Origin of the sequence: Citricoccus sp. NPDC055426 (assembly GCF_040677445.1) — a bacterium.
Classification (GTDB): domain Bacteria; phylum Actinomycetota; class Actinomycetes; order Actinomycetales; family Micrococcaceae; genus Citricoccus.
In genome coordinates this window covers 99,860-113,402 of record NZ_JBFARZ010000008.1, presented here as the reverse complement: position 1 = coordinate 113,402, position 13,543 = coordinate 99,860, and the positions used below count along the sequence as shown (strand labels likewise).

Annotated in this window: 10 protein-coding genes; 4 read left to right on the top strand and 6 right to left on the bottom strand. The window is 70.7% G+C overall.

What is annotated here, in order from left to right; all coding sequences use genetic code 11:
- Positions 1 to 57: 57 nt before the first annotated feature.
- From AB0K08_RS12295 to AB0K08_RS12275, 5 genes are all read right to left on the bottom strand, one after another.
- The gene (locus AB0K08_RS12295; protein WP_363354838.1) at positions 58 to 984 is read right to left on the bottom strand and encodes a 3-hydroxyacyl-CoA dehydrogenase NAD-binding domain-containing protein; all 927 of its coding nucleotides are present in this window, start codon (positions 982 to 984) and stop codon (positions 58 to 60) included.
- A gap of 110 nt (positions 985 to 1,094) precedes the next feature.
- A complete protein-coding gene (locus AB0K08_RS12290; RefSeq protein WP_363354836.1) occupies positions 1,095 to 2,792 on the bottom strand; it encodes an MDR family MFS transporter in 1,698 nt (565 codons plus the stop codon).
- Positions 2,789 to 3,409: a helix-turn-helix domain-containing protein gene (locus AB0K08_RS12285; RefSeq protein WP_363354834.1), complete on the bottom strand. Its 621-nt coding sequence runs from the start codon at positions 3,407 to 3,409 to the stop codon at positions 2,789 to 2,791. The genes AB0K08_RS12290 and AB0K08_RS12285 overlap by 4 nt, the downstream gene beginning before the upstream one ends.
- Positions 3,410 to 3,631: 222 nt before the next feature.
- The gene (gene trxA, locus AB0K08_RS12280) at positions 3,632 to 4,099 is read right to left on the bottom strand and encodes a thioredoxin (RefSeq protein ID WP_363354832.1); all 468 of its coding nucleotides are present in this window, start codon (positions 4,097 to 4,099) and stop codon (positions 3,632 to 3,634) included.
- Positions 4,100 to 4,158: 59 nt separating this feature from the next.
- Positions 4,159 to 4,650 carry a MarR family transcriptional regulator gene (locus tag AB0K08_RS12275; RefSeq protein ID WP_363354830.1) on the bottom strand — a complete coding sequence of 164 codons (492 nt, stop codon included), beginning with the start codon at positions 4,648 to 4,650 and terminating at the stop codon, positions 4,159 to 4,161.
- A 76-nt stretch (positions 4,651 to 4,726) separates the two neighbouring features.
- Here AB0K08_RS12275 and AB0K08_RS12270 point away from each other — a divergent pair, with 76 nt between their 5' ends.
- The 3 genes from AB0K08_RS12270 to AB0K08_RS12260 all read left to right on the top strand — a co-directional run bounded on the left by AB0K08_RS12270 (position 4,727) and on the right by AB0K08_RS12260 (position 9,847).
- Positions 4,727 to 6,616 (top strand): ABC transporter ATP-binding protein, encoded by a 1,890-nt coding sequence (locus AB0K08_RS12270; protein WP_363354828.1) that lies wholly within the window; start codon positions 4,727 to 4,729, stop codon positions 6,614 to 6,616.
- 172 nt (positions 6,617 to 6,788) lie between these two features.
- Positions 6,789 to 9,020, top strand: coding sequence for a catalase (locus tag AB0K08_RS12265; RefSeq protein WP_363354826.1), 2,232 nt, complete (start codon positions 6,789 to 6,791; stop codon positions 9,018 to 9,020).
- Between the two features lie 68 nt (positions 9,021 to 9,088).
- Positions 9,089 to 9,847: a DUF1648 domain-containing protein gene (locus AB0K08_RS12260; RefSeq protein ID WP_363354824.1), complete on the top strand. Its 759-nt coding sequence runs from the start codon at positions 9,089 to 9,091 to the stop codon at positions 9,845 to 9,847.
- On the opposite strand, the gene AB0K08_RS12255 is transcribed toward AB0K08_RS12260, so the two are convergent.
- Positions 9,844 to 10,917 carry an iron-containing redox enzyme family protein gene (locus AB0K08_RS12255; RefSeq protein ID WP_363354822.1) on the bottom strand — a complete coding sequence of 358 codons (1,074 nt, stop codon included), beginning with the start codon at positions 10,915 to 10,917 and terminating at the stop codon, positions 9,844 to 9,846. The genes AB0K08_RS12260 and AB0K08_RS12255 overlap by 4 nt on opposite strands.
- A gap of 277 nt (positions 10,918 to 11,194) precedes the next feature.
- On the opposite strand from AB0K08_RS12255, the gene AB0K08_RS12250 reads away from it, so the two are divergent.
- Positions 11,195 to 13,528 carry a hypothetical protein gene (locus AB0K08_RS12250; protein ID WP_363354820.1) on the top strand — a complete coding sequence of 778 codons (2,334 nt, stop codon included), beginning with the start codon at positions 11,195 to 11,197 and terminating at the stop codon, positions 13,526 to 13,528.
- The last annotated feature ends 15 nt before the right edge of the window (positions 13,529 to 13,543 follow it).

Genomic DNA, 13,543 nt, shown 5'->3' with positions numbered 1-13,543 from the left:
GGTCGAAGGATGACTCGAATCGCGGGGAATTCGCGAATCTGGGTCACCCATCGACCGCTAGTTGGACCGGGTCGGGCGTCGTTCGAGGATGTCGGCTTGGATGCCGTCCCGGCGCTCGGCCGACTCTGCTGAGCCGCGGGGCCCGTACGCCTCCTCGACCTGTTGGAACACGGGTTCCATCCCCTCGGCCGAGAGGTCCGGTTCGTGGAGGTCGATCGCGGCGAAGGAGGGGCCGATGTGTTCCATGAAGCCGCGGAAGCCGGCCGGACCCCCACCGAGGTGCATCCCCTCGAAAGGCCCGACGGCGGCCCAGCGCAGTCCCAGCGAGTTCGTCACCAGGGTGTCCAGGTCCACGGGGCTGACCACCCCGGTCTGCACCAGGTGCACGGCCTCGCGCAGCACAGCATTTTGCAGGCGGTTGCCCACGAAGCCCGCGGCCTCACGGTGCAGCACCACGGGCTCCCGGCCCACGGACCGGTAGAACGCCACGGCACGTTCGGTTGATTCCGGCGCGGTCCGCTCCCCGGGCACGACCTCCACGAGCGGCATGAGGTGCGGAGGGTTGAAGGGGTGGCCGATCAGCAGCCGGGCCGCCACCTGATCTGGGAGCCCCTCGGCCATCCGGCTCGCGGGAAGGGTCGATGAGGAGGACAGGATCAGTGCGTGCTCGGACACCGCTGCGGCGAGGTCGCCCAGGAGTTGGCGCTTGACCTCGAGCTTCTCGGGGGTGCTCTCCTGGACGAACCCGGCCTGACGGACGGCATCCGCCACGGACTCCGCACGGGTGATGCGGAAGGCCAGGTCCGGGTGCTCTGCGGCGAACGCCTCCACCACCTCGGCGAGGTCCGGGCGGGGGTCGAAGATCCGCACGGGGTGCCCATGGGAGGCGAACAGCCGCGCCCAGGACAGTCCGATGGTTCCGGCGCCGATGACGGCCACCACGGGGTCCGCAGGCAGGGGCAGGTACTCGGGTGCGCTGGTCATGGCGCCGATGCTACCCACCACAGAGAACTGGCGGTCGGATCCGGCCCATTTCACGGGGTTACCCGTGAGTAGATGGGCCGGATCCGACCGCCAGTTGCAGGGGGCGGGGGTCAGCGGGGCTGGGCCTGCGCCCCTGCGGGAGCCCTCTCTGAATCCAGCTCGGCGTCATCGGGCCCGGTGGACTCACTGTGCACCGTCATCCGGCGCGGCTGCTCAGAGACCAAGGAGATGCTGCCTGTGGCCAGCGGCTCGGTCTCCACGGAGCGTTCGATCCGGGTGGCCAGCGGCTTCTCGTACACGAACATCAGCAGCACGGCGGCGACCAGGCCCAGCGGGGCGATCCACAGGAAGATCGGAGTCAGGGCGTCCGAGTAGGCGGTGATCACCAGATCGTGCAGCGGCTCCGGCAGGCCGGACACCGCGGCGGGCGTGAGGGACTCAGCGCTGCCCATCTGGCCCGCACCCGAGGCCGGCAGGCGCTCGGACATGATGCCGGCCAGTCGCGAGGCAAACAGGCTGCCGACCAGCGAGGACCCGAGGGTGGCACCGATCTGGCGGAAGTAGTTGTTCGAGGCGGTGGCAGTGCCGACCATGGTGATCGGGAAGGTGTTCTGCACGATCAACACGAGGTTCTGCATGGACAGGCCCAGGCCGACGCCGAGCAGCCCCAGGTAGGTGCAGGCCAGCCACAGGGGCTGGTGGGGATCCATCAGGGACAGCAGGACCATGGAACCGCCGATGAACAGGGCACCGGCCACCGGGTACCACTTGTACCTGCCGTACTTGGAGACCAGCGCACCGGACGTCGTGGAGGTGATCAGCATGGCGCCCATCATGGGGATCATGGCGAGTCCGGCCACGGAGGCGTCCAGGCCGAACGACATCTGCAGGTAGGTCGGCATATAGCCCAGCGCTCCGAACATGGCCACCCCGATGAACAGTCCGGCGATCGTGGTGAGCACGAAGTTGCGTTCCTTGAACAGCGTCATGGGAATCAGCGGCTCGGCGGTGTGCCGCTCCACCAGCACGAAGGCCACGGCCGTCAGCACGAACAGACCGATCAGGCCCAGGATGACCGGGTCGCTCCAGGCATAGGTGCCGCCACCCCACGTGGTCACGAGGACCATCGAGGTGGTTGCCGCGGCGATCAGGGCCATGCCACCCCAGTCCAGGGTCGGACGCCCGTGATGATGGCGGGGCAGCTTGAGGAAGAAGATCGCGGCCACCAGGGCCAGCACGCCGATGGGCAGGTTGATCCAGAAGGCCCAGCGCCAACCGGGCCCATCGGTGAACCAGCCACCGAGCAGCGGGCCCACCACCGAGGACAGGGCGAACACGCCGCCCATGATGCCCATGTACTTGCCGCGCTCCCGCGCCGGGACCACGTCCGCGATGGAGGCCTGAGCCAGGATCATCAGCCCACCGCCGCCGATCCCCTGGATCACGCGGGCCAGGATGAGCATGCCCATGTCATCGGCCAGGCCGCCGACCACGGAACCGACCATGAAGAGGGTGATCGCCGCGATGAGCAGTGGCTTGCGGCCGATCTGGTCACCGAGCTTGCCGTAGATCGGCATGACGATGGTGGTGGCCAGGATATAGGCGGTGATGACCCAGACCATCTGGCTCACCCCGTTCAGCTCACCCACCACGGTCGGCAGTGCCGTGGCGAAGACGGTCTGACTCATGGAGGCCAGCAGCATGGCCAGCATCAGGCCGATGAACAGCGGGACGAGCGTCCCCTTCGGGATGCTGGAGGCGGGGGCGGACGCGGACCCCTGGTGTGCGTCCTGGGAGGTGGTGGTCATGAAAGCTTCCTGTAGAGGTCCTGATAGAGGTCAAGGGCGGTGGTCAACGAGCCGGTCTCCAGCCGCGCGCCCGGCATTCCGCCGCTGACGATGAGATAACGCAGGGGCACCCCGGCGGCCATGGTGAGCATGCGGGCGGCGCTCTCCACGCTGTGCCCGTTGAGCCCCTCGGACCAGTCCGGATGCTCGGCCATGGCGGTGGCGATGGCCTGGTAGACGAGGTCCTCGCCCTCGATCATCATTTCGCGGCGGCGCAGCAGCAGGTGCGGGAACTTCTCGAAGAGCAGGGAACGCCGGTCGGCGTCGCCTTCGGCGTAGGTGCTGCGTCCCACCGTCAGCAGTAACTCGGTGGTTCGCTGAATCAGCCCCTCCCCGTCCAGGAAGTCCTCCGGCAGTTCCGGGACCCGGGGGGTCCGCACGCCGAGGATGGCGTCTTCCTTGGTGGGGAAGTAGTTGAAGAAGGTCCGCTGGGAGATCCCCGCCTCGCTGGAGATGGCCTCCACGGTGACGTGCTTCGTGTCGTCGTCGAGGGCGAGTTCGGCCGCGGCATCGTGGATGGCGTGCCAGGTCTCGGTCTTTTTGCGCTCGCGAAGAGAAAGGGAATCCGTGGGGGGCATGCCAATATTGTTGCACGACTGCACTTATTGCGCAACTGCAAACTTGCAGTGATGCAGGTCACCGAGATGTCGGCCCAGAGAGGCGGAGGCGCCATACCCCAGCCCCCAACGCAACTGGCGGTCGGAAGATGCCCAGGAATCACGATTTCTCGTCGATTCCGGTCACCTTTCGACCGCCAGATCTACAACCCCGATGTACATCCGGGGTCGACCAACGCTCGTTTACCGCCCGTGCAGGGCGTTCAGCTGGTCGGCGGCGGACTCGACCGCCTCGTCTACGGACGGCTCCTCCGGCTGACCGCCCCGCTGCCCACCCTCCTGAGCGGACTGCGCGGCCTGCTCCTCTGCCATCCGCCGGACCTCGGCGATGTCCAGCCCCTTGACCTGCGTCAGCAGGTCCTCGAGGGCACTGCCGGGCAGGGCGCCGGCCTGGGAGAAGACCAGCACGCCGCCCCGGAAGGCCATCAGCGTGGGGATGGAGGTGATGCCGGCCATCGAGGCCAGCTGCTGCTCCGCCTCGGTGTCGACCTTGGCGAACACCACGTCGTCGTGCTTCGCCGAGGACTCCTCGAACACGGGGGCGAACTGGCGGCACGGACCGCACCAGGCGGCCCAGAAGTCCACGAGGACGGTGTCGTTCTCGGCAACGGTGCTGCCGAAGGTGTCTACGGTGATGTCTACGGTGGCCATGGGGCTCCTCCAGGAAAGATTCGGGCGTCTACTGGTTTCAACCCGATCCACCCCGCCCCCTATTCCTGCCCCCGCACCAGCTCGGCCAGCAACCGCGCCAACTCCGCCCGGTCTCGCTGGGACAGGGCGGAGAAGTAGTCCCCGGCCTCCCGCCGTCGGGCCTCACGGACCTCATCCCGGAGCGCGAGACCCGCCGGGGTCAGCTTGATGCGCGTGGCCCGGCGGTCCGCGGGGTCGGGGCGGCGCTCGACCAGGCCCTTGGCCTCCAGCTGGTCGATCACCTCGGTGGCCGAGCGCGGCGCGATGCGCAGCCGGTCGGCGATGTCCTTCAGCCGCAGCCCCTCCCGAGCGGCCCGCTCGTGCTCGGCATGGGAGTGATCGCGCCCCCCGCCGCCCACGGTCCCCAGGGCCCGGAACTGGTACGGCGTGAGCTCGAACGGCGCGAGCTGGTGGCTCCACCGGTGGCGGAGCCGGCGGAATGCGGCGTGCATGAGGTCGCCGAGGTCGGGCGACTCGGGAGCATCCCCGGCAGCGGAGCCAGTAGCAGTCATGCCGCCATCCTACGCGAATATTGACCGGCAACCTCTTAGTGAGGTAACCTCCCTATGTCTTCTGAAGGGAGGACCCATGAGCACCCCCATTCCCCACGCCCCGCCCGGCACCCCCTCCGGCACCCCCTCCGGCGGACGCCCCGGCGGCCGCGGCCCCGCCCGGAAGAACCCGGCCGACCAGGCGCAGCTGAAGCGCCACCCCGTCTCCCTGCGCCGCATCGCGGCCCTCTTCGCCCCGCACAAGGTGAGCATCGCCGTCGTCGTGCTGTTGATCTCCGTCTCCTCGGTGGTCAACCTCGCCCAGCCCTTCCTCGTAAAGGGCGTGATCGATGACGCCCTGCCCCACCAGAACCTGCCCCTGCTGGCCTGGCTGACGGGCGCGATGGTCGCCGTCGCCGCCCTCACGGCCGCGATCGGCGTGGTGCAGACGTGGCGGGCCACGAAGATGGGCCAGCAGGTCATGCACACCCTGCGCGTGCGGCTCTTCACGCACCTGCAGTCCCAGCCCCTGGCGTTCTTCACCAAGACCCGCGGCGGCGAGGTCCAGTCCCGTCTGATGAACGACATCGCGGGCATGCAGTCCGTGGTCACCTCCACCGCCACCGGTGTGGCCACCAACCTGACCACCACCGTGGCCACCGCCGCCGCCATGGTGGCCCTGTCCCCGCAGCTGAGCCTCATCTCCCTCGTGGTGCTGCCCCCGGCCATCTGGCTCACGCGCCACGTGGCGCTGATCCGCCGCCGGGTCACGGACGAACGGCAGCAGACGCTGGCCGGGCTGCACACCCAGGTGGAGGAGGGTCTCTCCGTCTCCGGCGTGCGCCTGGCCAAGACCCTGGGCACCACGGCGCGGGACGCGGCCCGCTTCGCCGCGCGCTCGGGCGCCCTCGTGGACCTGGAGATGCGCTCCCAGTTGGCCGGCCGCTGGCGGATGGCCACCATGCAGGTGGTCTTCGCCGCCATCCCCGCCGTGATCTACCTCGCCGCCGGCCTCCCCGCGACCTCCGGCGGCATGACCATCGGCACCCTCGTGGCCTTCACCGCCCTGCAGGGCACCGTGTTCCGCCCCGTGATGGGGCTGCTGAACATCGGCGTCCAGTGGGTCACCGCCCTGGCGTTCTTCTCCCGCATCTTCGAGTACCTGGACCTGGACCCCGCCCTCAAACCGCCGGCCGCGCCCGCCGCGATCGATCCCGCCCGGGTGCGCGGCGAGGTCCGCCTCGAGGGCGTCTCCTTCTCCTACGGGACGGAGGACACCGGGCACGACGGCGGCCCGGCACCTTGGGTGCTCGACGGCATCGACCTGGTGGTCCCGGCCGGCACCACCACCGCGATCGTGGGCCCCACCGGCTCCGGGAAATCCACCCTGGCGGCCCTGCTGCCCCGCCTCTACGACGCCACGGCCGGCAACGTCAGCATCGACGGCACCGACGTGCGGGACTTCGCGCCGGCCGACCTCGCGGCGACCGTCGGGGTGGTCTCGCAGGAGACCTACCTGATCCACGCGTCCGTGCGGGAGAACCTGCTGCTGGCGGACCCGGACGCCACGGACGCCCGGCTCTGGGAGGTCCTGGACGCCGCCTCCCTGGCCGGCACCGTCGCCGCCCTGCCGGAGGGACTCGACACCCTGGTGGGCGCCCGCGGCCACCGCTTCTCCGGCGGTGAGCAGCAGCGCCTGGCCATCGCCCGCACCATCCTGCGTGATCCGCCGGTACTCGTACTGGACGAGGCCACCTCCGCCCTGGACAACACCACCGAGGCCCGCGTGCAGGCCGCCCTGGACCGCCTCTCCGCCGGGCGCACCACCCTGATGATCGCCCACCGCCTCTCCACCGTCACCGCCGCGGACCAGGTCCTGGTGCTCAGTGGCGGGCGGATCGTCGAGCGCGGCGCCCCGGCCGAGCTGCTGGCCGGGTCCGGCCCGTTCGCTGCCCTCGCGGCCCGCGGCCTGCCCCAGCCCGCCTAGCTGTAACCCACCCAGGCGCAGAGTGACCTGCCCCCCACCGTTGTGACGGGGCCCGGTCACTCTGCGCCCAGCCAGCCGGACAGCAGACTCACAGCAGACGAGCACTGGCCCAGGCCCCGGGAGCCGTGACTACGGTGACGATGCAGTAGATACCTCCGGCGAAAGGTGCATCATGTCAGACAAGCAGCCACAGATCCCCGGCTCCCCCGGCCCCGTGCCGCCACCCCTCGAGGAGCCGACCACCCCGGCGGATCCCCTGCCGCCGAAGCCGGACCAGTCCGGGCCGGCCACCGTGTCCCCCACCGGCCAGGAGACGGGGACCCCCCAGGAGAAGATGGCCCAGGGCGGGAAGTTCCTGACCACGGCCCACGGGGCCCGGCTGAAGGACTCCGACCATTCGCTGCGCGCCGGCCCCCGCGGCCCGGCGCTGCTGCAGGACCACCACTTCCGGGAGAAGATCAGCCACTTCGACCACGAGCGGATCCCCGAGCGCGTGGTCCATGCCCGCGGCGCCGGCGCCCACGGCACCTTCCGCGGCTATGGCACGGCCTCGAGGATCAGCCGGGCCGGCGTTTTCGCCCAGGACAAGGAGACCGAGGTCTTCGTCCGCTTCTCCACCGTGGTCGGTTCCCGCGGCTCCTCGGACCTCGCCCGGGACACCCGTGGCTTCGCCACCAAGTTCTACACGGACGAGGGCACCTGGGACCTGGTGGGCAACAACATCCCGGTGTTCTTCATCCAGGACGCCCTCAAGTTCCCCGACGTGGTGCACGCGGTGAAGCCACACCCGGACCGGGAGATCCCCCAGGCACAGTCCGCCCATGACACCTTCTGGGACTTCGTGTCCCTGCACACCGAGGCCCAGCACCACACCATGTGGAACATGGCCGACCGGGGCATCCCGCGGTCCTTCCGGATGATGGAGGGCTTCGGCATCCACACCTTCCGGCTCATCGCCGAGGACGGCTCCACCGTCCTGGTGAAGTTCCACTGGAAGCCCAAGCTGGGCGTGCACTCGGTGACCTGGGAGGAGGCGCAGATCATCAGCGGCGCCGACCCTGACTTCCACCGCCGGGACCTGGCCGACGCCATCGAGGCCGGCGCCTTCCCGGAGTGGGAGCTGGGCGTGCAGGTCTTCGACGACACCGAGGACCAGATGTTCGCCGGCATCGACCTGCTCGACCCCACCAAGATCGTTCCGGAGGAACTGGTCCCGGTCGTACCGATCGGCCTCATGACCCTCAACAAGAACACCTCCAACTACTTCGCCGAGACCGAGCAGGTGGCGTTCAACCCGAACAACCTCGTCCCCGGCATCGACGTCACCAACGACCCGCTGCTGCAGGGCCGGCTCTTCTCCTACCTGGACACCCAGATCACCCGCCTGGGCGGGCCGAACTGGAACCAGCTGCCCATCAACCGACCGCACGCCGAGGTCAATGACATGTTGCGGGACGGCATGCACCAGACCGCGGTGCACCGCGGCGTCGCCCCGTACCGACCGAACTCCCTGGACGGGGGCAACCCCTTCGAGACGCCCGCGGGCGACCGGCCCTTCATCGACCATCCCGCCCCGGTCCCGGCCTCGGTCAAGGAACGGGCCCTGCCCGCCTCCTTCGACGACCACTACAGCCAGGCGCGCCTGTTCTTCCACTCGCTGTCCGAGGTGGAGAAGGAGCACACGGCGCAGGCCTACACCTTCGAACTCGGCAAGTGCTACGAGCAGACGGTCCGTGAACGTCAGCTGCAGGCCCTGGCCAACATCGACCCGGTGTTGTGCCAGGTCGTGGCCGAGGGCCTGGGACTGCCGGCACCGAAGCCGTCCGAGGACCTGACGGAAGTGGCCCCCTCCCCCGCCCTGTCCCAGGTCGGCCAGACCTGGCCGTTGGACGGACGGCAGGTGGGCCTCCTCGTGGGCCCCGAGGTGGACGCCGGTGAGGTGGCCGCCGCCGTCGCGGCGGTCGACGCGGCCGGACTCGTCCCCCTCGTCATCGCCCCCACGGGGGGCGAGGCGGCCACCCGGCTGCTGGGCAAGGACCTGGTGGCCCAGCGGACCTACCTGACGGCCCGGTCCATCGAGTTCGACGCCGTCCTGGTCGCCTCGGCCACACCGCCCGCCCCGGACGCGGCGAACGGCCTGGACAGCAAGGTCGGCGTCACCGCCGGGACGGGAACGGTCGACCCGCGGGTCGAGCTGCTCCTCGGCGAGGTCTGGCGGCAGGCCAAGGCGATCGGCTCCTTCGGCGCGGGCGAGGAGGTCCTGCGCGCGGCCGGATACCTGGAGGGGGCCGGCGTCGTGAACGGCTCCGGCGGCGCGGACGCTGTGGCGCAGCTGCTGGCGCTGATGCCCGCGCACCGGGTCTGGGAGCGGTTCGGCACCACGGGGCGCTTCGCCACCACCTGAGCTGCAGCCCCGGAAGGCTGAGAGCGCCGGCGGGCTCGGACCGCATCCCGCCTGACTAGTATCGGGACGTGACTGACGACGAGAACACCAGCCTTCCGGGATTGCGCCAGGGGCGGGCGGCGGCGTGGGCACCGTTCCTGCTGACGCTGCTCGCCCTGGCGGTCCTGGCGGTGTGGGGCGCCCGGATCTACGACGACCTCCCCGAGACCATTCCCACGCATTGGGGACCCGGCGGGGCCCCCGACGCCTGGGAGGAGAAGTCCTTCGGCTCGGTCTTCATGCCCCAGCTGATCTCCGCCGGCACCGCCGCCCTGATGGCCGTCCTGGCGCTCATCATCCCCGCCCTGATGAACCCTCCCCGGGACCCGTCCCCCTGGAGGCGGTACCGGCTCGAGGGGGCCGAGCGGGCCACGATCTCGGCGCTGGGATGGGTCTCCCTGCTGACCGCGTTGCTCGTGGGCGGACTCGGTGTCCAGGGGTGGACCACCCCGCAGGACGTGTCCTTCGCATGGCCGATGGCCCTGTATCTCGTCCTGGTCTTCGTGATGATCTTCGTGCCCTACCGCCGATGGCAGCGCTGGTCGGACGCCCGGGCCACGGAGCACGGCTTCGCGCCCACCGCCGAGGAACAGGCCGAGGAGAGGCTCTGGCTCCCCGGCGGGATCTACAACAACCCGGACGAGCCGTTGATCATGGTCCCCAAGCGGGAGGGCTACGGCATCGGGACCACCGTCAACGTGGGCAACCGGGCCGGCCGGACCGCCGTCGTGGTGTTCCTCCTCGTGTTCGTGGGCGGGCCGCTGGCGCTGGTCTTCGCCGTGGGTTAGGGGTAGGCGGCCACCTGCTCCCCGCGGGGCACGGAGGCGGCGGACGGGGACGTGCGCAGCGAGCTGCGCCCGGCGTGCCAGGCCTCCAGCTGCCACCGCCCCAGGAGCCGGTCCACCAGGCCGGCGCTGGCCGCCCCGAACCAGACGTCGTCGGCCAGGGCAGGGTCCTCCTCCACCATCCGCCCGGCCAGTTCACACCCGGCGATCTGCTCGTGCGCCGCGCCGTGGGTCACGTGTGCGTCGAAGTACTCGGTGACGGCGGCCGTGAATCCGAGCCGGCGCAGGCCCCGGGCGGACGCGGCATGGGTCCGCGGCGACGCCATCTCGTGGAAGGCAAGGTGGCCGGCGACCGCTCCCCGGAGGCGCCGGTGCAGGCCGAACAGGGACATCGTGTTCGCCGCGGCCAGTGAGAGGGCGGGCACCCGGTCCAGGTAGTCGCCGAAGCCGGTCTTCAGGCCGAGCCCGGTCATCGCGGCGGCGAACAGTTCCGCGTACATCCGGCCCGGCCTGCCGCCGGCGTACCCGTCCACCTGGATCTCCACCAGCGCGGACTTGGCGCGGCCGTGCAGCCGCGGGATGGCCCAGGTCTGCGGGTCGGCCTCCCGGAGCTGGTGGACGGACTGGTGGACGAGGGCCTCCCGGACCTGATCCTCCGTGGCCTCCCGGTCGATGTGGTCGACGACGGAGGGGCCCCGGTGGCCGGCGGACATCTCGAACAGGCGGCTGGCCATCTGCTGCGCGGACCTCGGCATCTCCTGCATCGGCCCATACAGCTCCTCGGCCCCGCGGCGCAGCCGGGCCTCGAAGGCGGACTCGATCCGGTGCCGGACCGCCAGCAGGGCCGGGTCCCACTCCCACCGCTCGTCCACGCCGTTGACGCCGGAGTAGTGCAGCTCGTACAGACAGAACAGGGCCAGCTGCAGGTCCTCGTCGTACAGGATGTCCTCCGAGGCCGTCAGGGCGCTCCGCACGGATTCGGCGGTGGTGGTCAGCTGACGGTCGGCCGGATAGGACAGCAGATCGGGCCACAGTGAGTAGGTGACCGGCCCTCGGGTCAGCGGCAGTTTCACGGGATTCTCCTCGCGCGGATTCGGCGCCACAGGTGTATCCCTGGCGCGTGGTCCCCTGCACGGAGTCAGCACGGTCCGTGGACGGGGAGACGCGCTTGATCGGAGACTAGCAACCACCCGCGACTTCGAGAAGAGCGGTGTCCTGCCCCGAGGCCGCCGGGGCGCGCGCCCCGGCGGTGGCACCGGCGGTGGCACCGGCCAACCATCGCCGCGGCACGGCGGCACGGCCTAAGCTCCGGACATCGGCTCCATCCCCCCGTGGCCCAAGGATCGCACCATGTCTCATCCGGCTGCCTGGCGCGTTGCGCCGGGAATGACGGCGTTGCTCCGCCCGCCCCGCGCCTCCTCACTCGTCAGCCAGGGCTACACCCTGAGCGGTGACACCTTGGAGGTCCTCCTCACGCCGGACACCACGGCCCATCAGCTGGAACGGACCATCCGGACCACCGCCGGCACACTCGTCTCCAGCTATTGGCTCGTCCGGGTGCTCAGCTGGGGACTCGCCCTGTTCTTCGGCGTGCTGGCCCTGCTGGCCCTGCTCATCCTCGATCTCTTCAACGGCCTGATGGGCAGGGCGCTGGAATCGTTCTCCCTGTCGACCGACTGGGAGAACGCCCTGCTGCTCAGCACCTTCGTCATCGGCGTGGTCATCATCAGCTTCGCGCCCCAGGCCCTCAACGCCGGGCCGGAGGGCCGCGTCGCCGTCATGGTGAGGCGCTGGTTCGGCCGTGAGGACCAGGCAACCACCCGGATCCGGCGCCGCATGGGCATGGTGACCCGGCGTGGAGACGTCGCCCGGGTGGTGGTGTGGAACGCCATGGAACCCACCTCCCTGGGCACCAGCGGCATCGCCGCCTGCTTCCGAGGTGTCCCGGTGGAGGTCGTCCTCCGCGTCCACCACGATGAACTCGAGGCGCAACTACGCCAGCTGGCCGAGGCCGGGATCGAGGCGGCCACCTTCACAGACCCCGAGCCCGACGCCGGCCCCGAACCTCGGACGGGCGCCGTCACCGGCACCGGGGGCACCGGTCTACCCCCGGCCGATCCGGCGCCGCTGAACGACCCCGTGGCCGTGCTCCGGCAGGCGTTCGGACCGGTGGCCGAGCGCGCCCTGCTGACGGCCATGGCCTTCGGGACCCTGACCCTCGGGCCCCCGTGGCGGCCCTCCGTGGACGCCGCCCGGGCCCTGCCCCGGGACCTGGTGTCCGGGTTGGTCCTCACCACCCTGCTGGAGGAGCCGGCCCCGGGCGTCGGTGACGGTGAGCCCGACGGGACCCTCTGGCTCGACCGTCTCATCGCCGACTACGGCCTCCTGGTGGCGGGACCGATGACCGGAGGCTATGAGTTCTCCGGCCCTGCGGACTGGCCACGGCTGGTGGGTGCCCACCAGGACACCCTCCGCAGCATCACCCAGCGGGAGCGGCCCAGCCTGTTGCGCCACTTCCTCGGTCATGACGATCCCACCGCCGTCCTCACCACCCTGATGCACGCCCCGCCCGCCGAGCGGGGGCAGGTGGCCTACCGCGAGCTGCTCAACCGATACATCGGGCTCGCCGTGAGCCGGGAGCACTACCGGGGCCTGAAGATCCTGGCGGCCGTGATCCACCACGAGGAACAGGGTTCCATCGCGGACCGTGACCTGCTGCAGATGCTGTCCATCGAGAACCTCACCGCGCTGGTCTCCGCGTTCCTGATCAGCGGTGATGCCGACGTCGCCCTGTGGATCGCGGACTGGACGCGCCGGTTCACCGGCTGGCGGGGCACCCTCGACCGGGCCCTGTTGCTGGAGAGCATGGGACGTTTCGAGGAGGCCTTCACCGAGCTGTCCCTGCTGGACGAGCGGGTGGAGGCCGTCCGGTGCACGGATCCGTCGGCCGCCCCGCACTCCGGACCGGTGCGGCCCGGAACCGCGGGGTCCGGAGCCGCGGGGTCCGGAACCGCGTGGCCCGGCACCGCATGGCCCGGCACCGCATGGGCCGTGCCGGACGGGATCCCCCTGCTGAGCGGATACCTCATCGCCCGGACCTGGATCCTGCTCAGCAGCGGCCTGGACCGCCCGGATGCCCACGGGCATGGCGTCCGCAGCCACCTGGAGGAGCTGACCCGGCTTCAGGACTGCGGCGCCTTCACCCCGGATCCGGGCCAGGCCCGGCAGCTGGAGAACTACTGGGCCCTGCTGCTGGAGGCGGAGGGGGACCTGCCCGGGGCAGTGGCCCGGCACGCCCTCGCGGCGGACATGCCCGGGGTGCGGCAGCGGCGCGTGCTGGGCTCCCTCATCAACCAGGGCCGGGCAGAACGGGAGGCGGCCGTCGCCGCTTGGGACGGCGGCCCGGACACCGCCCCCGCGGTGCTGCGCGCGCTGGGGACGTCCATCGCGCATCTGACGGAAGGTTACGAGGGCAAACGCCGCATCGGGGACACGGACGAGGCCCCGATCGGCGCGCACAACCTGGCCCTGGCCGAGCTCTATGTCCACGCCGTGGCCCAGGCCTGCCACCCTCCGACCGACCCCCCCCCACCATGCCCGCCGGGCCCTGGTCTTCGCGGAGGCGGGCCTCGACCTCCTGGCCGTCACAGGATCCACGCGGAAGCGGGCCGCCCTGGTCCATGAGGCGGAGCTGGCCTG

What these genes read in the sequence shown, in the direction of transcription:
- AB0K08_RS12270 (WP_363354828.1), top strand. Translation starts at nt 4,727, where the DNA reads ATGAGCACCCCCATTCCCCACGCCCCGCCCGGCACCCCCTCCGGCACC.
- AB0K08_RS12275 (WP_363354830.1), bottom strand. Translation starts at nt 4,650, where the DNA reads ATGACTGCTACTGGCTCCGCTGCCGGGGATGCTCCCGAGTCGCCCGAC.
- AB0K08_RS12285 (WP_363354834.1), bottom strand. Translation starts at nt 3,409, where the DNA reads ATGCCCCCCACGGATTCCCTTTCTCTTCGCGAGCGCAAAAAGACCGAG.
- trxA (WP_363354832.1), bottom strand. Translation starts at nt 4,099, where the DNA reads ATGGCCACCGTAGACATCACCGTAGACACCTTCGGCAGCACCGTTGCC.
- AB0K08_RS12250 (WP_363354820.1), top strand. Translation starts at nt 11,195, where the DNA reads ATGTCTCATCCGGCTGCCTGGCGCGTTGCGCCGGGAATGACGGCGTTG.
- AB0K08_RS12265 (WP_363354826.1), top strand. Translation starts at nt 6,789, where the DNA reads ATGTCAGACAAGCAGCCACAGATCCCCGGCTCCCCCGGCCCCGTGCCG.
- AB0K08_RS12290 (WP_363354836.1), bottom strand. Translation starts at nt 2,792, where the DNA reads ATGACCACCACCTCCCAGGACGCACACCAGGGGTCCGCGTCCGCCCCC.
- AB0K08_RS12295 (WP_363354838.1), bottom strand. Translation starts at nt 984, where the DNA reads ATGACCAGCGCACCCGAGTACCTGCCCCTGCCTGCGGACCCCGTGGTG.